Source organism: Fructilactobacillus frigidiflavus, from assembly GCF_044054575.1.
GTDB lineage: Bacteria > Bacillota > Bacilli > Lactobacillales > Lactobacillaceae > Fructilactobacillus > Fructilactobacillus frigidiflavus.
This window is the reverse complement of record NZ_CP168716.1, coordinates 262667-286209: the sequence shown is the minus strand read 5'-3', so window position 1 is coordinate 286209 and position 23543 is coordinate 262667. Positions and strand designations below refer to the sequence as shown.

The window sequence follows — 23543 nt, the reverse complement described above, 5'->3', positions numbered from 1 at the left end:
GTAAAAATGAAGATTAAAAAAGGGACTGATTCCAATTCAATTAGAATTGATAACCGTCCTTTTTGTTTGACTATTGATGATTTTATTTTGGAATCGATTCATTATTAATTAATCAAATTTGGGATAATTAAACTAATTATGTTGTTAAATGAGTGAAGTATAATTGGAACCTTTAAATCTTTAGATTTTAAGTAACTAACGGACAAAATCAGTGAACCAATGAAATAACAAATACTATTTAATCCTAAGGGTGAGTGTAGGTAAGAAAATAGAATGGCATTTATAAAGATGATTATCCATATCTTATAATTTATAACTATATTATTAGCTGGGATTAGGATTCTGTAAAAGATGCCTCTGAAAAATATTTCTTCTAGAATTGGAGCAAGTATTAATACGTACACAAATGGAAAACAGCCATGGGTTTCAGATAGATTTATAAATACATCTGCTGAAGAATTATCTATAACTTTTTCATTTGCTAGAAAAATAAAAACTAATTGATTTATTAAAATTAATGCCATTCCTAATGTAATTATTTTTCGATAATTATGAAATTTTAAATTAAAGAGATATAGATTATAATGCTTATTTTCTAAAAAAACATAAACCAATTGAATGATAATAAAAAGAGTTGCAAGTGAATAATATGAAAATAAATTTTTGTTAAGAATTGATAACATATAGATAGGTACGGATATTATTAATTGGAATAAAATAAAATTCCCGAAAATTCTTATTAATTTCATTTGTTATCTCCTTGAAAATATGATTAGATTGATTTTAACATAATATTATGTAGATAATAGAATAGTGATAAAATGAAAAATTTTTATATTGGGGGAAACAGTGGATACTAATTATATAAAAAATCATATTAATTATGAATCAAGAGGAGAAACGTTTAATGAAGTATCAAAAGAAAGATTAATTGAAATATTAATTGATTATTATTTTAATTCATTGACATTGTCTAAATTAATTGAAAAATATAATTTAAATACAAACTTAAAAAATATTCGTTCTGATTTTCCTAACCTTACTAGTAATCTAAAATGTCAATATGATGGTAATTTAATGATTTCAAAATTACCATCAAAAGAATCTGTTAAATTCGATATAGAAGAATCAAATTATGAATGTATTGTTTGTGGTCATAGACAATCTATAAACTGTAGATGTGATAACTGTCGTAAATATTATCAACAAATTATTAAAAATCATTACGAAAATCAAAATTTGGATTTAGTCGATTTAGAAAACATTAGTTTGATGGATAGATTGAATATATCTGAAATTTTACAAATTAATCATGCAAGATCTCTTGAAGATATAACATCAGATAATAAATTAAATATTCAGGCTTATTATGAATTACTTGCTCCATTATTCGATAAAAATTTATTAACAATATCTTCTAATAGTACAATTGAATCTTTTAAAATGGCTGATAATTTTCCTAATGTATTTTATCCTACAGAAGTTAATTTTAATATCAATATAAATAGTTCGATAGACAAACTTAAATTTTTAACAGATGAAAATCTATTATCTAAATATAAATCAGATGAAATTAAAGATGTTTATAAAAAAATAGTTATTTCTGAATTAATAAAATTATTAACAATCAAAATGGATGAATATAACTTAAAATTAGTAAGCCGTAATGAAAAAGAAAAAAATAATATTGAGGATATTACAAATTTATTTAATAGAATGTTAAAAACGCTATCTCCCGGACAAATATATAGTTTAATTTGGAAAGGAACGCGGGATGCTAATGATTCAAAAGATAGGAACAAGTGGGGAAATTATAAATATCATCAATTATCATTTGTTTTGCTGAAAATAGATAGCGTTTGGAAATTATATAAAAACAATAATTATGAAATTAAATCATTTGATATACCATATGATTATGTTAAAGATCTTAAGACAGATATCTTTTTTGATTTTTTGCTAGAAAAACCTAACTGGTTTTCAGAAGTTATAAACTTTTAATATAATTAAAAACTAACCAAAGAGACGTCCAGCTTTTCTAGCTAGGCGTCTCTTTGTTATATACTATTTTTATTTACGATCATGATTCCGCCACCATGATGCGAGGCTTGATCCAGAGATATTGTGCCAAACTGAGAACATTACCGCTGGCAAGGCTGAAGCAGGGGAGAAGTAAGAAATTGCGAGCGTTGATGCCAAAGCAGAGTCTTGCATCCCAACTTCAAAAGTAATGGCTTTTTGTTGTGGCTTATTCATTTTAAGTAAACGAGAAAAGCCGTAACCGAGAGTGTAACCCAGCAAGTTGTGAAGGATAACAACGGGAACGAGAACTAGTGCCGTTGCTGAAAGAATATTGTGAGCATTGGCTGAGAAAATTGCCAAGATGATGATTAAGATGGCTAATTGTGAGATAAGCGGCATGATTTTGATTAATTTATTAACGTGCGTTTTAAATAATGTATGCACCACTACCCCTAAAACAATTGGGACCACGACAATTTCTAATGCCGAAAAGAACATTTCCTGGAAAGGAACAGTGACCCATTTACCGGCCAACAGTTTTAATAAGGAAGGCATCATGAGGGGAGCTAGTAAAGTGGAAAGCAACCCAATTGCCACATCTAAAGCGACGTCTCCTCCAGCTAAGAAAGACATTACGTTTGAGGCCGTTCCAGATGGAGCTGATCCCACGAGAATTACCCCCACAGCCGCTGCGCCCGTTAAACCAAATAAATGGACTAACATGAAGGCCACTAAAGGCATGATTACGTAATGTGCCACCGTTCCTAAAATAACCATTTTCGGGTTTTTAGCGACTTCCTTAAAGTCTTCTAATGAAAGGGTGATACCCATTCCAAACAGTACAATCATTAATAAAACTGAAACAGCTGATAAATGTCCGATTTTGGTGGTTGCTAACGCCACTCCTGGTCCCGGAATGAAGTAAGCAAATAAACAGGCTAAGACAATAATTACAACAAAATATTTAGTTAAAAAGTCAGATAATTTTTTCAGAAACGTCATCATATTTCTCCTTTTTTAGCGGTGAATGCCCAATGCAATTCTTGCATACCGACTCATTCGATCAATGTTCCAGGCTGGTTCCCAGACCAGTTTAACGACTACTTCCTTGATTTCGGGAATCGGGAGCAAAGCATTTTTCACCATTTCTTCAAGCACTGCCATCAGTGGGCAACCCATCGTTGTGAGGGTCATTGTAACTGTGGCAGTTCCGTCTTCAAAAGTCAGCCCATAAATTAAACCTAGATTAACAATGTCGCAGCGTAGTTCTGGATCAATAACTTGTTCTAGATTTTCTAGCATACGGTCTTTCAAACTTTCAGCTTTTTTCATGGGTAAACTCCTTCATTAAACTTCAAATAATTCTTCAATATTTTTCATAACTGCCCCAGTGTTAGCTGATTTAACTAAGGCTTGATAACGTAATAACCAGCCACTTTCAATTTTGGGCTTAAATGGTTTGACGTGTTCTTTGCGTTGGTTCAAAACTTCATCACTAACGTGTAATTCGATGGTCCGATTAACCAAGTCAATCGTAATTTCATCACCGTTTTCCACTAAGCCAATTGGACCACCGGAAGCTGCTTCCGGACTAACGTGGCCAACGGAGATTCCCCGGGAAGCACCTGAGAAACGGCCGTCAGTAACTAAGGCGACTTCTTTACCAAGTCCCATTCCCATAATTGCGGAAGTCGGTCCCAGCATTTCTGGCATTCCTGGACCACCTTTTGGACCTTCATAACGGATAATGATGACATCACCGGGATGGATTTTACCATTATCAATGCCATGCACGGCTTCTTGTTCGGAATCAAAGACGATGGCTTTTCCCGTAAAGGTCTTGATGGAAGGATCAACTCCTCCAGATTTGATTACGGCCCCATCCGGAGCAAGGTTTCCGTAAAGAATTGAAAGACCACCTTGTTTAGAATAAGGATCCACATCAAACTTATGGATGATTTCGGTGTTTTTTATTTCATGGCCAGCCACATTTTCGCGTACCGTTTTGCCTGTAACGGTCATGCGATCAGGATGAAGGACGCCACCCATGCGTATTAATTCTTTAACAATCGATGGGACACCACCAGCCTTATGCACATCTTCCATCGTCCATTTTGATGAAGGAGCAATTTTAGCTAAGTAGGGAACTTCTTTCGCAATCTCATTGATGTCAGCTTGATTATATTCAATGCCAGCTTCATGGGCGATGGCCAACGTATGTAAAACGGTATTCGTGGAACCACCCATGGCCATATCAAGCACCATCGCATCATCTAACGCTTCTTTGGTTAATAAATCACGCGGACGGACATCTTCTTTCACCATTCTCATCAATTGTTTCGCACCTTCACGAACTAAATCTTTTCGTTCGTCAGAAATGGCAAGCGCCGTTCCGTTAAATGGTAAAGCAATGCCCATGATTTCCATTAAAGTATTCATGGAATTAGCAGTGAACATTCCGGCACAGGAACCACAAGTCGGACAGGCATTTTGTTCTAGTTTCAGAAATTCTTCTTTGGTCATTAAGCCAGATTCAAAGGTTCCGACGGCTTCAAACATCGTAGATAAAGTGGCAGCCTTTCCATTAGCGTCTAATCCGGCTTTCATAGGACCACCCGAAACGAAAACGGATGGAACGTTACATCGTAAGGAAGCCATGATCATCCCGGGCGTGATTTTGTCACAGTTCGGCATGAAAAACACGCCATCAAAACAGTGGGCGTTAATTACCGTTTCAGCTGAATCAGCAATTAATTCACGTGAAGGTAAGGAGTAGCGCATTCCTTCGTGCCCCATGGCAATTCCATCATCAACCCCGATGGTATTAAATTCAAAGGGGATTCCGCCGGCATCACGAATGGCTTGTTTAGCTACATCGGCTAACCCACGTAAGTGCGCGTGTCCAGGAATAATTTCGATGTATGAGTTACACACCGCAATGAATGGTTTCTTCATGTCTTCGGGATTTTTAATTTGCCCGGTTGCGTAAAGTAATGATCGAGCGGGAGCCTGATGCGCACCTAATTTGATTCGATCAGAATGGGAATTTAAATCTTTACTGGTAATGTTAAATGAAAAATTATCTGCCATAATTTTTCTCCTTTCGAGTGGGGGAAGTTACGGTTCTAGTTAAACTATTAATTTTTAAACAAAAAAAGTCCTCCAGTTCAGGAAACTGGGGGACTTTGGTTAAAAGACTATCCTCCAATTTCGACGAAACTGTGAGGACGTTAGAATTCTAGCTACGCTAAAAACATTTTATTATCCACACAGATTTGCTTAATAATAATCACTGGTGAGACTAATAAAATAATAATAATCAAAGCTAGAGTAGCAGTTTGCATGGCTAGAATTCCTTTCTTTTAAATGTTAATTAATAATTTATCTAAATTTAACAATAAAAACGAACGTTGTCAATATAAAATTAAGATAATTTTAAAAATGGCGAACTTTAATTGGAATTAACCAACTGAACCTTCCATTTCGTAGCTAATGAGGCGGTTCAATTCTACAGCATATTCCATGGGAAGTTCTTTAGTGAATGGTTCAATGAAACTCATGATAATCATTTCAGTGGCTTTGGCTTCACTAATTCCGCGGGACATCAAGTAGTAAAGTTGTTCTTCAGAAATCTTAGAAACCTTGGCTTCGTGTTCCATCGCCACATCACTATTGTAAATTTCGTTATAAGGAATCGTATCACTCGTTGATTTTTCGTCCATGATAATCGTGTCACATTCGACGTGCGAAGTTGAGCCTTGGCTATCGCGGCCAAAGTGCACTTTACCACGATAATCAACGGAACCACCATCTTTAGCGATTGATTTTGAAATAATCGAAGATGAGGTTTCGGGTGCATTATGAATCATTTGGGCTCCCGTATCGGATTTGATGTTTTCGCCAGCCACGGCAATTGAAAGCATCGTGCCCTTAGCACCGCGACCATTAAGATAAACGGATGGATATTTCATGGTAATTTTGGAACCAAGGTTACCATCGACCCACTCCATACAAGCGTCATCGAGGGCTTGAGCCCGTTTAGTTTCTAGACTGTATACATTGTTAGACCAATTTTGAATGGTAGTGTAACGACAGTACGCGTGGGGAAGCACATTAACTTCTACAACGGCGGCGTGCAAACTATCAGAGTTATAGGTCGGTGCGGTACAACCTTCGACATATTCGAGATGCGCACCTTCATCAACAATGATGAGGGTCCGTTCGAATTGGCCAGAGTTAGCAGCATTAATCCGGAAATAAGTTTGGATGGGGGCCGAAACGTGAACTCCTTTTGGAACATAGATAAAGGTTCCGCCTGACCAACACGCTCCGTTTAAAGCGGCAAATTTATTGTTAGTGGGTTTAACTAACTTGCCAAACCATTTTTTAAATAATTCTGGATATTGCTTCAAAGCAGAATCTGTATCCAAGAAAATGACACCTTGTTTTTGCAAATCAGCCTGCATGTTTTGGTAAACCGCTTCTGATTCGTATTGAGCAGAGGAGCCCGCAAGATATTTTCTTTCTGCTTCGGGAACTCCAATTCGGTCAAAGGTTTCTTTGATTTCAGCCGGAACATCATCCCAGTCGCGGAACTTTTTGTCTGTGGCTTTTTGGTAGTATTTCATGTGATCTAAGTCCAAACCATTTAGATCCGGACCAAAGGCGGGGTCTTCCATTTTGAGAAAGGTTTGGTAACATTTCAAACGGTATTCCAACATCCATGCGGGTTCTTCTTTTTCCGCAGAAATTTGGCGAACTACGTCTTCGGTTAACCCTTCACCCGTTGAGAAAAAGGGGGTCACATCATCGTGAAACCCAAATTCATATTCTTGTTTACTGAGGACTTCCGATACATCAACCATGTTATTCAGCTCCTTTGAGTTCGTTAATGATATTTTCTGAGACATGCCAGCCTAAAGTTGCGCATCGGACCCGTGTCGGAAATTGGGCCACGGTACTCAACAAACTGGCATCACCAAGTTCGGCTTGCTCAGCTGGACTAATTGCTTTGTTAATCACGTTATTTTGAAAAGCTTTAATCAACTTTTGTGCTTCTGGCAAGGTTTTTCCGGTTAACGCTAGCGTCATCATACTGGTAGAGGCTTTAGAAATCGTACAACCAATTCCGTGAAAATGGATATCCGTAATCAAATCGTCTTGAACCGTCAAAGCAACGGTAATTTCATCACCACAACTTGGATTCCGTAAGGTTTCGGTTTCAGTAGCGTGGTCCACCTCCCCAAAATTTCGCGGATATTTGGCGTGGTCTAACACGACTTGTTTATAGAGTTGACTCATATCACGCAATCCCATTTTCAAAGAACTCCTTTACGTTTTTGATTGCTTCAATTAATTTTTGGACATCTGCTTGGGTATTATAAAAGTAAAAACTAGCTCGCACGGTGGACTCAACGCCCAAAGCTTGCATGAGCGGTTGAGCACAGTGATGACCAGCCCGGACTTCAATTCCTTCTAAATCTAACCCGGTCGAAACATCATGAGGATGGATTCCAGCTAAATTAAAAGCTACAACGCCGGTATGGTCAGCCGGATTTTGCGGTCCATAGACGGTCACACCTTCAATTTGTTTTAATTCGGCTAAGCAAGTTGTAACTAATTCATGTTCCATTTTTGCAACTTGATCCATTCCAATTTGTTGTAAATAATCAATGGCAGCCGCTAAGCCAATCGCACCGACGATATTGGGAGTACCTGCTTCAAATTTGAGTGGAACTGGTTGCCAGGTTGCGGTCTGCTGGCTAACTTCATCAATCATTTCACCGCCAAATTGCACGGGATCCATCGCTTCTAGAACTTCCATTTTGCCATAAAGAACACCAATTCCAGTGGGACCTAACATTTTATGTCCCGAAAAAGCGAGAAAATCAGCATCCAACGCTTGGACGTCTAAAGCAAGGTGGGGCGCTGCTTGGGCCGCATCTACGACTAATTTTGCTCCAACTTGATGAGTTAATTTGGCAATTTCGGCAATCGGATTAATACTGCCTAAGACGTTAGAAACCTGAGTTATTGCCACAATTTTCGTATGCTTGGATAATTTATGGTTAAAATCAGCTAAATCGACTTGGCCTTGTGCATTTAAATCGACAAATTTGAGGGTCGTCCAAGTTTCCTTGGCAACTTGTTGCCAGGGAATTAGATTACTATGATGTTCGGCCACGGAAATCAAGATTTCATCACCTGGTTGGAGGATTTTTTTTGCATACCCCGCCGCAATCCAGTTCAAACTTTCGGTCGTTGAACGCGTAAAGACGACGTTTCGACTGCTGGGGGCGTGAATAAAATCAGCGACCGTTTGTCGAGCCGCTTCGTATTTATCCGTCGCAACTTGGGACATACTACCAACACCGCGATGCACGTTGGCATTGTTGGTTAAATAAAAGTTGCTAATGGCATCGACCACAGCTTGGGGTTTTTGCGAAGTAGCCGCACTATCTAGGTAAATTCGAGGTTCACCCTGAAAGTCTTTATTCAAAATTGGAAAATCAGCTTTGTAGTTAGGGTGTTGGTCTTTCATGATCAAGCTTCCTTTCGATGGTCGTAACCATTTGATCTCGAATGGTTTTAGAGGGGATTTGGGCCAAAATGATGCCTAAGAAACCACGAATTACTAGCTTTTCGGCCACGGTTTTAGACAAGCCCCGACTCATGAGGTAGTAAAGTTGTTTTTCATCAATACGACCAATACTTGCCGCATGTCCTGCGACCACATCATGTTCGTTAATCAACAGGATTGGATTAGCATCACCGCTTGCTTCATCAGAAAGCATCAAGACGTGGTTTTGTTGTTGGTTATTAGCGTTATGCGCCCCATGTTGGACTTTTCCAATGCCGTTAAAAACGATTTTGGCTTTATCTAAAATGGCGCCCCGCTGGTCGATTTGGGCATCGGAATGAACGCCAAAGTTCGTTAAACGAGTATTAATCCCTTGTTGTTGCCGACCATTCGCAATTCCAACCACTCGACTATCAGAAACAGAGCCTTCGCCATCTAAATCAACCATAAAGTCGGCAACGGTATTCCCGTCGTTTAGCGCACCAATCATCCAGTTCATGGTCGCGTGTTTACTAGCCCAGGCATGTCGCATGATAAACGAAGTGGTGTTGCTAGCCGTGGCGTCCATGCCAAAGAATTGGATTTTACTACCAGTTTTAGCAAAAACATCCGCACTTAGATGGGCAATCGTTTTCGCGTTTCCCTGACTTTGGGTACTATGGACAACGTCAAAATGACTGTTAACGTCTCCCACAATTACAATTCGATCAAAGAGGGTTCGCTGGGTTTCGGTATGTTGGGTAGTGGTAATGTTAATCGGGGTTTTGAGTTCCACATTCTTAGGCACATAGATAAACGTTCCTTGATTAAGAGCCGCAAAGTTCAAACTCGTCAATCGATCCGTTTGTTTTTCACAAATCTTTTCTAGGTAGGGTTTAAGTAAGTCTTCATGTTCGGTTAAAGCAGTTTCAAAATCACAAATGACAACTTCGGCTGCTTGCATTTCTTCCGTTACGGTAAAAGTTTCAGTAGCAATGGCATCACTGGAAGTTACTTTTTGATTAATCACTTTCCAACTTTGATATTTAATTTTATCAACGCGGGGAAGCGCTTCATCCGCTAGCTTATTGAATTCGTTGATTCTTAAATCAGTCATCCACTGGGGTTCATTAACGAAAGCAGCCTGGTTAACTAGGTTGGCATCTAGTTGTGCCATAAATTTATCACGAGCCATGTTAATTCTCCTTATAAATCTTCATCAACTAGGTCAATGTCCAAACCAAGACGGTCACGTAACGCAGCATAACCATTGGTTTCTAGTTCAGCCGCTAATTCAAAGCCCCCAGTCTGGACAATTTTGCCACCCATCATCACATGAATGAAATCGGGTTTGATGTAATTTAGAATCCGTTGGTAATGGGTAATCATTAACGTTCCTAATTGACTTTGATCCATCGAGTTCACGCCTCGTGCTACGACTTGAAGGGCATCAATATCAAGTCCCGAGTCAATTTCATCTAAAATGGCAAATTTAGGTTTAATCATCATCATTTGTAAAATTTCATTTCGTTTCTTTTCACCACCAGAGAAACCTTCGTTTAGGTAACGTTCTGACATTTCCTCAGTCATATTCAAGACTTTTAAGTTTTCGTCGAGTTCATTTAAGAAGGCAGTAATTGAAACCGGATTAGCTTCGGGACGGCGCGCATTCATAGCCGCGCGGATGAATTCAGCGTTGGTAATTCCTTTAATTTCAGCGGGGTATTGCATGGCTAAAAATAAACCAGCGCGAGCACGTTCATCAACGGTTAAGTCAAGAATACTTTTACCATCAATCGTGATATCACCTTGAGTAATCCGGTAGTTAGGATTACCCATAATGGTTTCGGATAAGGTTGATTTACCAGTCCCATTGGGTCCCATAATGGCATGGGTTTCACCACTTTTAATGGTCAAATTAACGCCTTTGAGAATTTCTTTTTCCTTTTCAGTGTCTTGGTCAATTACATTAACGTGTAAATCTTTGATAGCGAGGGTTGTCATAAGTTATCTTACCTTTCGGGTTAATTAAAATTTGGCATTCGAGCTTCAAAAGCTTCGATTTGATCCATATAGTTCATCGTGATGGCAATGTCATCGAGTCCATTAACTAGTTTGTGTTTAATTCGTTCGTCAATTTCAAACGGGAAGACTTGATCATTAACCATTACTTTTTGTTCGGGGAGGTTTACTTGGATTGCTTGTGCTGCAGGAATTTTAGCTAAATATTCCCGTTGTTCGCTGGGAAGTTTAATGGCAAGGATTCCATTTTTGGTACTGTTCATGTAGAAAATATCACTGTAGCCACCCGCAATAATGACTTTAAAACCGTAGTCTTTTAGGGCCCAGACGGCGTGTTCTCTTGAAGAGCCACAACCAAAGTTTTCACCAGTTACCAAAATTTCGGCATTTTGGCGGTCAGCGTGGTTCAAAATAAAATCGGGATTGGGTTGGTTAGGAGCAGTGTAGCGCCAATCATAAAAGAGATTTTTGCCAAAGCCGGTTTTGAGAATGTTTTTCAAAAATTGTTTGGGAATCAATTGATCGGTATCGATGTTGTCATTCATAATCGGTACGATGGTTGAGTCAATCACAGTTAGTTTTTCCATAATTAGTAGTCTTCCTTTCTGATATCAACGAAGTGCCCATTAATGGCGGCTGCAGCCACCATGGCTGGACTAGCAAGATGTGTCCGCGAGCCAGCACCTTGACGACCTTCAAAGTTTCGGTTAGAAGTAGAAGCACAATGGATTCCGGCGGGAACTTGATCGGGATTCATCCCAAGACAAGCTGAACAACCGGGTTCGCGCCATTCACAACCAGCAGCTTTGAAAATTTTATCAAGACCCAGAGCTTCTGCTTGTTCTCGAATCGTCCGTGAGGCAGGAACCACCCAGGCCGTTACACCTTCAGCAATGTGATGACCTTGCAAAATTTTAGCTGCAATTTTCAAATCAGAAAGACGACCGTTGGTACAAGAACCAAAGAAGACCCATTTAATATCAATGTCGCCTGGCTTTTGGCCGGGTTTTAGACCAGCATAGTCGTAAGCTTGTTGATCATCACTGTTTTTAATTTCTGGAAAGACTTCGTCAACTTGGACAGCCATTCCGGGATTTGTTCCCCATGAAACATAGGGCGCCAATTCGGTTGCATCTAGTTCAATGACCTTATCAAAGGCACTAGGATCATCGGTGGTAAATTGTTTCCAGTATTCAATCGCTTCATCAATGTGTTTGGGTGCATATTTACGACCGCGCACGTAATCAAATGTTTTTTGATCGGGTTGGACGTTTCCGACTTTGGCGCCCCCTTCGATGGCCATGTTACAAAGGGTCATTCGTTCTTCCATTTCCATGTTGCGGATGGTATCACCATAAAATTCAACTCCGTAACCAGTTCCGAAAGAAACGCCTTCACGGGCAATAATGGCCATAATGACGTCTTTGGCGTACACGCCTTTGGGCAATTTACCGTGAACATGAATGCCCATGGTTTTGGGTTTCGTTTGCCAAATCGTTTGGGTAGCAAGGACGTGTTCTACTTCGCTAGTTCCAATTCCAAAAGCAATTGATCCCATCGCTCCGTGAGTGGCAGTGTGGGAGTCACCACAGACAATAATCATCCCCGGTTGCGTCAATCCCAATTGGGGACCGATGGCATGAATAATTCCTTGATCAGGATGACCAAGTCCGGCAAGTCGTACTCCAAAGTCTTTGGCGTTTTGGTTAAGGGTTTCAATTTGGCGTTTAGAAATTTCATCTTTGATGTTGAAAATATCCACCGTGGGAACATTATGATCAGCAGTCGCAAACGAACGATCCGTCCGGCGTACTTTTCGATGATTTTCCCGCAAACCTTCAAAGGCTTGGGGAGAAGTTACTTCATGTAAAAGGTGCAAATCAACGTACATTAGTTGGGGTTCGCCGACTTCCCCCATAATCACGTGGGAGTTCCAAATTTTATCAAACATTGTTTGGGCCATTTTCAAAACCTACTTTCTCATCTCGTTAATTACATAGTTAGTGACAGCTTCAGTGGTACTAGTTCCTTGCAAATCAGGAGTTACAACGCCATTTTCAACGGCCGCATTAACGGCCGTTTCAATTTTTGCCGCAAGGTCAGGACGCTGAAAGGAATTTTTGAGCATCATGCTGACCGAATTAATCATCGAAAAGGGATTAGCAATTCCTTTACCGGCGATATCAGGAGCAGAACCGTGAATTGGTTCGTATAAAGCAACGCCACCATCACTGGTACTCATGGAAGGGATTGATCCTAATGAGCCAGTGATTTCTGCTGCTTCATCACTAAGAATGTCACCAAATAAGTTTTCGGTAAGAATTACGTCAAATTGACTCGGATTGCTGATTAATTTCATTGACATCGCATCAACATAACAAAAATCAACGGTGACATCGGGATAACGCAAGGCCACTTGTTGCACGACATTGCGCCAAAGTTTACTGGTATCCAATACGTTTGATTTATCAACTAGCGTGACATGATGCTTGCGGGTTTTGGCCATTTTAAAGGCGACTTCCGTGACGCGCTCAATTTCTTGGGGAGTATAACGCATCGTATCAAGGGCGTAATCTAAAGTCGTTTCTCGCGGAGTACCAAAGTAAATCCCACTGGTTAATTCGCGGACAATCACGAAATCAACCTCGTGATTATTTTTGATGGGAGAGTATTTTTGCATCGCTGAAGAAATATGGGTTGGTCGAATATTAGCATATAAATTAAGCGCTTGTCTAATTTTCAAGAGGCCTTTTTCCGGACGTTCTGGACTGTCATCCCATTTTGGACCACCAATTGCGGATAATAAAACGGCATCACCATTTTTACATTCGTTAATTGTTGATTGGGGGAGTGGTTCTCCGACTTTATCAATCGCTTCACCACCAAAAGGCGCATAAGTTAATTTGTAGGCAAAATTTTCATTTTCGGTCGCAGCGGCTAAAACTTTTAGTCCGGCTGCCATAATTTCGGGTCCAATGTAATCACCTTGCAAAACTGTAATTTTATTCATGAACGGGAACCTCCTGATAGGTTTTCATAATTTGTTTAAGGTCTTCATTATCGATAATGGCTTTTTGATCAGCTTTATTTTTGAAAAGGGGGAAGATAACTTTCATATCTTCTTTTGAAACTTGGTAGCCAAGTGATTGAATTCGATTCATAACGGCGTGAGAACCAGAAAGTTTTCCCAGGGGCAAAACGGTCGTGCCCATGCCGACTGATTCGGGCGTGAGAATTTCATAGGTACTGGCATTTTTAAGCATCCCATCTTGATGAATCCCAGATTCGTGGGAGAAAGCATTGCTTCCGACGACCGCTTTGTTGTTAGGAATGGGCATGTTAGTGAGTTGACTAATCAAATCGCAAGTTTTTTTGGTTTGTTGCAAATCAATTTGATTGGAGTCGTGGTAATAATCTTTACGAACTGACATAGCCACTGCAATTTCTTCCAGTGCCGTATTTCCGGCCCGTTCGCCAATGCCATTAATCGTGCCTTCAATCCGTGTGGCACCGTGTTCAACGCCGGCAAGCGCATTGGCATTTGCCATTCCAAGATCATTGTGACAGTGAACGGAGAAAATGGTTTCGTTAAATTTAGGGACATTGGCTTGAAGATAATCAAACAACTTGCCGAATTCAACGGGATTGGTATATCCCACAGTATCTGCGATGTTGATTACCGTTGCACCAGCATCAATGGCTGTGTTAATGGCTTGCACTAGGTAGTCAGGTTCCGTTCGTGTGGCATCTTCGGGGGAAAATTGGACTTGGTCGAAGAATTGTTTGGCATAGCTCACGGATGCTTGAATAGCGGCCAAGTTTTGGGCTTTCGTCATATGTAGTTTATATTCGCGGTGAATGGGGCTCGTGGCGATGAAGACGTGAACTTGTTTGTGCTTGGCATTTTTGGTTGCTTCGTAACAAGCATCAATATCACTTTGTTTGGAACGAGCCAAGCCGGTGACGCAAGCATGGTCAACGGCTTCGGCTACCGCTTGCACGGCTTTAAAATCTTCGGGTGAAGCAGCGGGGAAACCAGCCTCGATGACATCGACACCCCAATTTTCTAATTGTTTGGCAATGGCAACTTTGTTTTCAATGCTGAAATTAACGCCGATGGTTTGTTCGCCATCACGCAACGTGGTGTCAAAAAATTGAATGTTTTGTTCTTTCATGATTTTCCCTCCAAAGTGTAAGTGACTTAAAAACAAAAAAAGCGCCCCTTTTAATCGTTAGATTAAAAAGGACGCTTGTGCGTGTTACCACCTTTATTCGCCAATCACTCACATGACTGACCTTGACAAGTACGGCATCGAAAATCGATGGTTATACTCGGATTAAGATAAAGGCAATCACACCTGAATTCCTCTAAAAGAATTCAATTTAATGTTGATCTTTCGAGTTGTAGAAAATACGTTGTTCCACCACATCAACGCTCGCTGGAAAATTCTGACAACCTTACTAATTCAATCATTACTAGTTTTTAAGATTAATTATTTAATTGATATATGAATAATAGCTTAGCTTTTTGCGAAAGTCAACAATTATTTACGAACTATTTTAAAATATTCTTGATTTGTTACCATTTTTCGGATAATATAATGGTAGTAATACGAATAATATTAATCTTTGAAACTTTAAAAGTTCGTTATGACTGGAGAATAAACATGAAAGTTTTTGACTACGAAGATATCCAATTAATCCCTAACAAATGTATTGTAAACTCGCGAAGTGAGTGTAATACTGAAATGAAATTTGGTGACCGGACCTTTAAATTACCTGTTGTTCCGGCCAACATGCAAACCGTAATTAACGAAGAATTAGCCATTTCACTGGCTAAAAATGGTTATTTTTATGTGATGCACCGTTTTCAACCAGAAAAACGCCATGATTTCATTCGTTCAATGCACGATCATGGTCAATTTGCTTCAATTAGTATTGGAGTGAAACCAGCTGAATACGACTTCATTGATGAGTTAGTGAAATCTGGTGATCTTCCTGAATACGTAACGATTGATATTGCGCATGGTTACTCAGATTCTGTGATTAAAATGATTAAATACATTAAAGAAAAAGCGCCTTCCATCTTCTTGATTGCCGGAAACGTGGGAACTCCTGAAGCAGTGCGGGCCTTAGAAGATGCGGGTGCGGATGCTACTAAAGTCGGAATTGGACCTGGAAAAGCTTGTATCACTAAAATCAAAACTGGTTTTGGAACTGGTGGTTGGCAATTAGCTGCTATCAACGCTTGTTCAAAGGGTGCTCGGAAACCAATTATCGCCGATGGTGGAATTAGAACTGACGGTGACATCGCTAAGTCACTTCGTTTCGGTGCTTCCATGGTTATGATTGGCTCAATGTTTGCTGGACATCTTGAATCACCTGGTAAAAAAGTTGAAAAAGACGGTAAAGTGTTCAAGGAATACTTTGGTTCTGCTTCAGAATACCAAAAGGGTGCTTACCACAATGTCGAAGGTAAAAAGTTGCTCGTTACTTCTAAGGGAAGCATTTACGATACCCTTCAAGAAATGAAAGAAGACCTTCAATCATCAGTTTCTTACGCTGGTGGGCGTGATCTTTCAGCTTTGAAGACCGTTGATTATGTAATTGTAAAGAACTCAATTTACAATGGTGACTAAATAATTTAATAATTTTAAGGATTTACTTTGATATTAATCAAGGTAAGTCCTTTTTTAGGAGCATAGATATGAAAAATAATAGTATTAGTATTGATGAAATTTTTGCTAAAGACCTAAAAGATCCTGATTTTAGAGCAGGCGTAGAAAAGGAATCTAGTAAGTTAACTAATGCCGTTAAAAGCATGAATGATAAAGAAAAATTAGGCTTTAACCAAGCGGCCCCAAAACCTTTCAACTATAATGAAGATGATTAAATTTGGATGTTTTGAGAGGGGAAAATGGCATGAAAGAGTGTGTATTAGGAGTAGATTTAGGCACTAGTGCAGTTAAGGTTTCAGCGGTGGATCGCGAGGGAAACGTCATTGCACAAGAATCGTTTGATTATCCACTTAGCCACCCAAAGTCTGGTTATAGTGAACAAAACCCTAATGATTGGGTAATGTCAACGACGGTTGCGATTGTACGTTTGATTTTAGATGACAAAATTGCAGCCAGTGATATCAAAGGAATCAGCTATTCTGGTCAAATGCACGGATTAGTTTTGTTAGATCAACAGCATGATGTGCTTCGTCCCGCAATTTTGTGGAATGATACGCGGACAACTAAACAACGGCATGAAATCGATGACCAAATGGGTGATGATTTCGTTAAAATTACCGGTAATCGGCCTTTAGAAGGATTTACCCTTCCTAAAATTTTGTGGGTAAAAGAAAATGAACCAGAGATTTGGCAGAAAACAGCTGTTATTTTAACGCCCAAAGACTACGTTCGTTATCGGATGACTGGTAAATTAGGCATTGATTATTCGGATGCCACGGGAACGACTTTGTTAGACATTCATACTAATCAATGGAGCAAACAAATTTGTGAAAGATTTGGGATTCCGATGAGGATTTTGCCACCATTAATTAAAGCAACTACTGATGTGGGAACAATTACTAAAGAATACGCAGAATTTTCTGGTTTGAAAACTACCACACAAGTCTTTGGTGGTGGGGCCGATAATGCCTGTGGTGCTTTAGGGGCTGGGATTTTATCACCTAATGTGGTTCTTTCTAGTATTGGAACTTCTGGGGTCATTTTAAAGTATGAAGATCAACCAGTCGATGCCTATCAAGGTCGCGTACAAATGGAAGATCACGTCGTCCCCGGTGCTTACTATTCCATGGGAGTAACTTTGGCCGCTGGCTATTCGCTTAGCTGGTTTAAAGATACTTTTTGTAAGGATGTTCCGTTTGCCAAGGTCATTAGTGGGGCTGCCAGTTCGAGTGTGGGAGCCAACGGATTACTTTTTTCTCCCTATATTGTCGGGGAACGGGCACCGTATGCGGATGCTGATATTCGGGGTAGTTTTTTGGGAATTGATGCAACGCAAGACCGTAATGATTTTGCTCGTGCTGTGATTGAAGGAGTAACCTTTAGTTTTAGAGATATTTTAAACATTTATCGGGAACAAAATGCCAAGATTGATGAAATTATTTCAATTGGTGGTGGTTCAAAAAGTGATTTGTGGTTGCAAATTCAAGCTGATATCTTTAATAATCCGGTTAAGAAGTTGGCCAACGAACAGGGACCAGGAATGGGAGCTGCCATGATTGCCGCCGTTGGTTTAGGTTGGTACCCAGACTTTAAAGCATGTGCCAAAAAATTCGTTCACATCGCGGAAGTGCATAATCCAATTCCTGCCAACGTGGAAAAATACAATCAGTTATATGCAATTTATCAGCAAGTATATCCACAAACTGCTGAAATTAGTCATGAATTACAAAAATTTAAGCAATAAATTGGTAAAGGTGTTCAGATTATCTGGATGCCTTTTTATTTTAAATTAACCAGAACGTGCGTTCGTATTTATGATATAGTGTAAATTAGCTAATTATCCATTAGCAAGTCGTGAAGAGTTGGTAACTCAGACGGCGGTAGGAGTTTAGTTTTATGTCTTCTTTTGATTATTTAGTGGCGATGTTGATCGTTGCTATTATTACTTATTTGTTAAATCATAAGTAAACAAAAAGAGCGTTCAGATTGGTTATCTGAACGCTCTTTTTTATTTAAAAATCCTAAAATGGTTAGTAATAGGAGCAAGTTTAAAATGTCTTCTTTTGACTAATTAAATTATAGCACACAATTATAAATTTCAAATGATTTAAATAAACTAGAACATGTGTTCGTATTTGTGATATAATTTGATTTGTTATTAAAGGAGATGCAGAGATGTTTTTTGATAAAGAGCCTAAGGGAGTATTCTTTTTAATTGATAACAAGTCGTTTTATGCCAGTTGTGAAGCGATTCAAAGGGGATTTAATCCGTTGAAAGTCCCACTAGTTGTGATGAGTGAAGCCGAAAATACTAATGGTGGTTTAATTTTAGCTACCTCACCAGAAGCTAAAAAACTTTATCATTTGAAAGCCAATGTCTCGCGGCAACGAGATTTGCCGACTGATTCACGATTGCTGGTAGTCCCACCTCGGATGAATTTATACATCAAAAAGAATCTCGAAATTAATCAATTATTTAGTAAATTTACTCCCGAAGAAATGATTTGGCCCTATTCAATTGACGAAAGTATCTTAGATATGACCGCTTCTTGGCATTTGTTTGGTAATTCAGTAAGATCTGTTGCTCGATTGATTCAAAAAACCGTCAGAAAAGAACTGGGCTTATATACCACAGTGGGAATTGGCGATAATCCAGTCCAAGCTAAATTGGCTTTAGATATATATGCAAAGCATACCCCAGATTTGATTGGTGAGATTCATTATCAAGATGTGAAAGATAAGATTTGGAACATTCAAAATTTAACTGACGTGTGGGGAATCGGAAAACGAACTGCTAAACATCTTAATCGCTTAGGCATTTATAATATGTATAATTTAGCTCATGCCAATCCCTATCTTCTAAAACAAGAAATGGGAATTATCGGAACGCAAATTTTTGCAACGGCATGGGGCGTTGATCGTTCAAAACTTACTGAAAAGCCAATTGTGAAATCAAAAAGTCTCGGTAATTCCCAAGTTTTACCCCGTGATTATCAAAGCCAAGCTGAAATTGAAAATGTGATTAAAGAGATTGGTGAACAAGTTGCCTCAAGAGTTCGGGCGCATCATCAATTAACAAGTTGTATTTCCTTAGGAATTGGTTTTTCCTTTCATGATAGTGAAATTTATCGAAATAGTGAAATTTATCGAAAAACAGGGTTTCATCAAATGCTTTCAATTGATGAAACGGATGATAATCAAGAGATTGTGCAACAGCTCTTATATTTATTTAGAAGAAACTGGGAAGGTCAATCAGTGAGAAACATTGCTGTTTACTGTAGTAAATTAACTGATAATCAAGGCCGTTCGTTAGATCTTTTTACCAAAGTCGATGAGCAACTTAAAAATGATAAATTAAACCACATTATTGATGAAATTCATCATAAGTATGGCTTTTCTAAGTTGATTTTTGCTAACAGCTTAGAAAAAGGAGGAACGGCCCTCGAACGAGCCAAATTAGTGGGCGGACATAATGGAGGCAATAGTTATGAATAATGACTTGAAAATCATCCTTGATCGCGTTGATAGTTTGTTTAAGCGAATTAGTCGAACTCATTACTGGATTGAGGTGGCCAATGATCCTTATGACGAATGCTACAATTTTTTCTTTAATCGTCAACGTCTGGGACAACGCCTTAGTTCAACTCCGCTACATAGTATTAGTACCTATAATTTGGCATATTTAGAAACTTTAATTCATGATTTTAAATTAGAAAATCAATTAACCATTAAATTTGTTGGGTTTAGTGGCCTTCGCTGGCCCTTTTCGCAACGATTAATTCAAAGAAAGCGTGATATCCTTGAGTAAATATCATTTTAGTCAGAAAGTAGTCGACCAATTTTTCAGTCATGAGTACCAAGATCGCGGCATGCTAAAATGGCAAGGCTTTTATTTATCTGATCACACTGTTGCCATTAAAAAACAAAAATATAAAAATAAAAATGTTGCCAAAATGAAGAATCCCCAAACGATTGCATTAATTAAACAACGGCTTTATTATGCAATGAAAAATTGCTATGAAGTGACCGTGCAATTGAACGAGCTGGATCAAGAGTTAAAACCAATTGAAGCCAATGGAGTCATTGAGTTCTTAAATGATGAAGAAGTTCATTTAGCCAAAAACAATGAATTTCCTTTGGAAGACATTCGAAACGTTAGTTTAGGAAATTAAAAGAGTTTCGCTTAAATTCAAGCGAAACTCTTTTATAAATGAATAAAGTGGGTAATTGTACCACATTGCATTAACACGGAGATTCCTAAATAAAGGTAAATTACTCCGGTTAAATATTTTCCGTAACGATTTAAAAATTTTTCCAATTGTTTGTTCTTACTAATGATAATCGCAAGGCCAAAGAAAACGATGGCCATGATTAACATGACGCAAAAGGCCACTATGAGTTCAAACATTGATTTACGAATAAAGATTGGAATATAAACGGCGACATTATCAGCCCCACAAGCTGCAACAGTAATTATGACTGTGTGAATTACTAACTTTAGTCGTGATTTATTATCACTTTCATCTAAATCATTATTACTATTTTTGCCAAAGAAACTTTTGAACGAAAAGTAAAGGGGAAATAGTCCCAAGAAACCTAGCATCCAAGTTTCGGGAACGGCACCCAATAAAATGGCAATTGTCATCGGGGTAATGGTCAGAATAGTCGTTCCAATCATATCTCCAATTAAGATGGGACTGTAGTAACGATGCGCATGAATCAGTAAGACGAGGACTAAAATATAGTCCATGTTGGTGGAGATGTAAGACACGATTGAATTTAAAATAATTTCTAGCATATTAATCCTTAAATGAAAAGTTTACTTTCTATTATACTATATGTTTTTTGATTAGATTACGATTAACCACACTAAAAAAACCCATTAACTAGGCCAATAGTTAATGGGTTTTGGTGTTTTCAATGCCAGTTCTTTTCTGATTTAAATATAACATAATTTATTTTTTTGTAAATAGATATGCTAAATTATTTTACCCATTTTAGTTTATTTCCCATTTCTATGTTATATTAATTCTTAACAAAAACTTTAGAAATGTAGGTGATAGAGATGAATATAGCACAATTGAGTAATCAAATTGTTTTAATGTTTTGTTTAATGGCGGTGGGCGTATTAATTAACAAATTACACTTTATGTCATCCGATACTTCGAGTGACTTGACCAATATTTTACTGTACATTGTGTCGCCATGTTTGATTATTCAAGCTTTTGAGCAAAAATATTCCAGTGCCCGAATGCAGGAACTTTTAGTAGTCATGCTTGGGGTCTGTATCGTCTACATCATTAGCATTGTAATTTCGAATGTATGCTTTGCGAAAACTAAGGATCAAACTACGAAACGGGCGGCCATCTTTGGTAGTATTTTTTCCAATGCGGGCTTTATGGGAGTACCGTTAGCTGCAGCCTTATTCGGCAATAAAGGCGTCTTTTTTGCGGTTGCCTCATTAGCTGGCTATAGTCTTTTTAATTGGACTTATGGGGTCACCATCTTTAAAGAAAAACGAGAATTTAGTTGGATGAATTTACGGGAACAGGCTTTCAATGCTTTAGTAAATCCGAATATCATCGCGATTTTTGTGGGTGGATTAGTATTTATTTGTTCGTTTAAAGTTCCTGAAATTATTAATCGCCCAGCAACTTATTTAAGTTCGTTAAATACGCCACTTTCAATGATCGTGATTGGAAATAGTTTAGCCAACTCTCGGTTTAGCAAAGCAGATTTCAACAAATCGTTACTGGGGGCTTTATTGCTCAGAAACTTGGTGTATCCCATGCTAACTTACGTTGTGTTACTTGGATTAGGGTTGAGTGGGGTCAGTTTATTAACGACCGTTTTGTTATTTGCGTGTCCTACTGCCGGATTAGTCGTGCTCTTTAGTCTGCAGGCCAACGATAATCCGACTCCTGGGATTGCTTTGATGACGATGTCGACGGTGTTATCAATTGTGACAATTCCGTTGGTTTTCTTTTTAATGACCATTTTTTGAAAAATTTACTTTGTGTACAAGATATAATATAATTAGTTTTATACAATGTATTTAGAAGGGACACTTATCAATTTGAAAGAACTACATACGACCGAATGGCAAGTGGATCTTGATAAAGAAGTCATTGCAAATGGCTACTACGAAGAACAAGCAAGCTAACAGAAAAATCAATAACCATTGAAAAACACGAACGATGTGTTTTTCGATGGTTATTTTTTTATTAAAAAACTATTTGACAAATTTAAATAGTCAGGTATATTAATAGAAATCGAACATTTGGCTTCGATAAAAAAATTTAACGTAAAGGATGTGTTGATTATGACTGAGAAAGTATTAACTAGTGATGAAGTAGAGGTACTCGCTCAAATTTTGTACAAGGCCTATGCCACTAAGACTCCCTTAGATATGGCAGATTTTGCTGAGTTTGACGATGAATCTGCGTATCGCGTGCAACGACGCTTAACTGATTTAAAAGCGAAAAAATTAGGTGGCTACAAGATTAGCCTTACCAGCGAAGAAACGCAAAACATGTTTAACTCTACTGAACCACTTTACGGAGCTCAGTTAGATGAACGCTTCTTTAAATCCGGCGTTAAGTTAAACCAAGCGATGTTCATGGATCCGTTAGTGGAAGTTGAGTTAGTTTTCACTGCCAAAACTGATTTATCAGCTAAAGATTCCTTAGATGAATTAATGAAAAAGACAACCGTTGCTCCCGCAGTTGAATTACCTGATTGTCGTTTTAAAGACTGGTTCCCAACCTTACCAAAAAATTTGGTGATGGCGGATGCCGCAGTCGGTGGAGCCGTCGTTTATGGTGATGAAGTTGATGCTGATCAATTTTCCTTAGATGATTTAGCTAAAGTGCATACCGAATTATTCCATGACCGAGAAAAGGTATCCGAAGGAAAATCAAGCGAAGTTTTAGGTAATCCGGTCAAATCCTTAAAATGGTTAACCGAAAAACTAGCAGAAACTGATCAAGTCGTACACGCGGGCGAACACGTCTCAACTGGAACCTTCTTACTCCCAGTGCCGTTAACTCCTGGTAATTGGAAAGCCGAATTTGACTATGGCTTAAGTGATGTAGAATTTGAAGTAGAAAAATAAGCAGTATTTGAAGTAGAAAAATAAGCAGTAATAATATAGAAGAAAAAATTCTAGCAAAAACTGAATCAGATAATAGACAAGCAAGAAATGATGATTTTGATAAATGGATAAATCGTTTATCATGATCTTGATAACTAACCAAAAAACT

Annotated in this window: 23 protein-coding genes; 9 read left to right on the top strand and 14 right to left on the bottom strand. The window is 38.4% G+C overall.

What is annotated here, in order from left to right; genetic code table 11:
- Positions 1–104: 104 nt before the first annotated feature.
- Positions 105–749 carry a CPBP family intramembrane glutamic endopeptidase gene (locus ACEPSS_RS01545; protein WP_395319565.1) on the bottom strand — a complete coding sequence of 215 codons (645 nt, stop codon included), beginning with the start codon at positions 747–749 and terminating at the stop codon, positions 105–107.
- A 100-nt stretch (positions 750–849) separates the two neighbouring features.
- On the opposite strand from ACEPSS_RS01545, the gene ACEPSS_RS01540 reads away from it, so the two are divergent.
- Entirely contained in the window at positions 850–2001 is a 1152-nt protein-coding gene (locus ACEPSS_RS01540; protein ID WP_395319563.1) for a hypothetical protein, read from the top strand.
- Positions 2002–2070: 69 nt separating this feature from the next.
- Here ACEPSS_RS01540 and ACEPSS_RS01535 read toward each other — a convergent pair whose 3' ends face one another.
- From ACEPSS_RS01535 to ACEPSS_RS01480, 12 genes are all read right to left on the bottom strand, one after another.
- Positions 2071–3024, bottom strand: a complete 954-nt coding sequence (locus ACEPSS_RS01535) for a bile acid:sodium symporter family protein (protein ID WP_395320449.1) — start codon at positions 3022–3024, stop codon at positions 2071–2073.
- 15 nt (positions 3025–3039) lie between these two features.
- Entirely contained in the window at positions 3040–3354 is a 315-nt protein-coding gene (locus ACEPSS_RS01530) for a metal-sulfur cluster assembly factor (protein WP_395319561.1), read from the bottom strand.
- A gap of 15 nt (positions 3355–3369) precedes the next feature.
- Positions 3370–5112, bottom strand: coding sequence for a dihydroxy-acid dehydratase (gene ilvD / locus ACEPSS_RS01525; protein WP_395319559.1), 1743 nt, complete (start codon positions 5110–5112; stop codon positions 3370–3372).
- Positions 5113–5483: 371 nt separating this feature from the next.
- Entirely contained in the window at positions 5484–6887 is a 1404-nt protein-coding gene (sufB, locus tag ACEPSS_RS01520; RefSeq protein ID WP_395319558.1) for a Fe-S cluster assembly protein SufB, read from the bottom strand.
- 1 nt (position 6888) lies between these two features.
- Positions 6889–7338: a Fe-S cluster assembly sulfur transfer protein SufU gene (sufU, locus tag ACEPSS_RS01515; protein WP_395319556.1), complete on the bottom strand. Its 450-nt coding sequence runs from the start codon at positions 7336–7338 to the stop codon at positions 6889–6891.
- Positions 7325–8563, bottom strand: a complete 1239-nt coding sequence (locus ACEPSS_RS01510) for an aminotransferase class V-fold PLP-dependent enzyme (protein ID WP_395319554.1) — start codon at positions 8561–8563, stop codon at positions 7325–7327. Before ACEPSS_RS01510 ends, sufU begins: the two co-directional genes overlap by 14 nt.
- The gene (gene sufD / locus ACEPSS_RS01505; protein ID WP_395319552.1) at positions 8544–9776 is read right to left on the bottom strand and encodes a Fe-S cluster assembly protein SufD; all 1233 of its coding nucleotides are present in this window, start codon (positions 9774–9776) and stop codon (positions 8544–8546) included. Before sufD ends, ACEPSS_RS01510 begins: the two co-directional genes overlap by 20 nt.
- Positions 9777–9787: 11 nt before the next feature.
- A complete protein-coding gene (sufC, locus tag ACEPSS_RS01500) occupies positions 9788–10585 on the bottom strand; it encodes a Fe-S cluster assembly ATPase SufC (protein WP_395319550.1) in 798 nt (265 codons plus the stop codon).
- Positions 10586–10605: 20 nt separating this feature from the next.
- Positions 10606–11190 (bottom strand): 3-isopropylmalate dehydratase small subunit, encoded by a 585-nt coding sequence (leuD, locus tag ACEPSS_RS01495; protein ID WP_395319548.1) that lies wholly within the window; start codon positions 11188–11190, stop codon positions 10606–10608.
- Positions 11191–11192: 2 nt separating this feature from the next.
- On the bottom strand, positions 11193–12566 hold the full coding sequence (gene leuC / locus ACEPSS_RS01490; protein WP_395319546.1) for a 3-isopropylmalate dehydratase large subunit: 1374 nt from the start codon (positions 12564–12566) through the stop codon (positions 11193–11195).
- 9 nt (positions 12567–12575) lie between these two features.
- Positions 12576–13613, bottom strand: a complete 1038-nt coding sequence (gene leuB, locus ACEPSS_RS01485) for a 3-isopropylmalate dehydrogenase (protein ID WP_395319544.1) — start codon at positions 13611–13613, stop codon at positions 12576–12578.
- A complete protein-coding gene (locus tag ACEPSS_RS01480; RefSeq protein ID WP_395319542.1) occupies positions 13606–14778 on the bottom strand; it encodes a 2-isopropylmalate synthase in 1173 nt (390 codons plus the stop codon). The genes leuB and ACEPSS_RS01480 overlap by 8 nt, the downstream gene beginning before the upstream one ends.
- A gap of 492 nt (positions 14779–15270) precedes the next feature.
- On the opposite strand from ACEPSS_RS01480, the gene ACEPSS_RS01475 reads away from it, so the two are divergent.
- The 6 genes from ACEPSS_RS01475 (at position 15271) to ACEPSS_RS01450 (ending at position 20453) form a co-directional block, all read left to right on the top strand.
- The gene (locus tag ACEPSS_RS01475) at positions 15271–16242 is read left to right on the top strand and encodes a GMP reductase (RefSeq protein ID WP_395319540.1); all 972 of its coding nucleotides are present in this window, start codon (positions 15271–15273) and stop codon (positions 16240–16242) included.
- Between the two features lie 68 nt (positions 16243–16310).
- Complete coding sequence (locus ACEPSS_RS01470) at positions 16311–16496, top strand: XRE family transcriptional regulator (protein WP_395319538.1); 186 nt, start codon at positions 16311–16313, stop codon at positions 16494–16496.
- A 29-nt stretch (positions 16497–16525) separates the two neighbouring features.
- Entirely contained in the window at positions 16526–18025 is a 1500-nt protein-coding gene (gene xylB, locus ACEPSS_RS01465) for a xylulokinase (RefSeq protein WP_395319536.1), read from the top strand.
- A gap of 431 nt (positions 18026–18456) precedes the next feature.
- Positions 18457–19776, top strand: a complete 1320-nt coding sequence (locus tag ACEPSS_RS01460; RefSeq protein WP_395319534.1) for a Y-family DNA polymerase — start codon at positions 18457–18459, stop codon at positions 19774–19776.
- Complete coding sequence (locus tag ACEPSS_RS01455) at positions 19769–20089, top strand: acetyl-CoA carboxylase (RefSeq protein WP_395319532.1); 321 nt, start codon at positions 19769–19771, stop codon at positions 20087–20089. The genes ACEPSS_RS01460 and ACEPSS_RS01455 overlap by 8 nt, the downstream gene beginning before the upstream one ends.
- The gene (locus ACEPSS_RS01450) at positions 20082–20453 is read left to right on the top strand and encodes a hypothetical protein (protein ID WP_395319530.1); all 372 of its coding nucleotides are present in this window, start codon (positions 20082–20084) and stop codon (positions 20451–20453) included. Before ACEPSS_RS01455 ends, ACEPSS_RS01450 begins: the two co-directional genes overlap by 8 nt.
- Before the next feature lie 32 nt (positions 20454–20485).
- Here ACEPSS_RS01450 and ACEPSS_RS01445 read toward each other — a convergent pair whose 3' ends face one another.
- Positions 20486–21079, bottom strand: a complete 594-nt coding sequence (locus tag ACEPSS_RS01445) for a cadmium resistance transporter (RefSeq protein ID WP_395319526.1) — start codon at positions 21077–21079, stop codon at positions 20486–20488.
- A 267-nt stretch (positions 21080–21346) separates the two neighbouring features.
- Here ACEPSS_RS01445 and ACEPSS_RS01440 point away from each other — a divergent pair, with 267 nt between their 5' ends.
- Both ACEPSS_RS01440 and ACEPSS_RS01435 read left to right on the top strand, forming a co-directional pair.
- Positions 21347–22285: an AEC family transporter gene (locus ACEPSS_RS01440; RefSeq protein WP_395319524.1), complete on the top strand. Its 939-nt coding sequence runs from the start codon at positions 21347–21349 to the stop codon at positions 22283–22285.
- A gap of 318 nt (positions 22286–22603) precedes the next feature.
- Positions 22604–23395, top strand: a complete 792-nt coding sequence (locus ACEPSS_RS01435) for a 2-keto-4-pentenoate hydratase (RefSeq protein ID WP_395319522.1) — start codon at positions 22604–22606, stop codon at positions 23393–23395.
- Positions 23396–23543 lie beyond the last annotated feature (148 nt).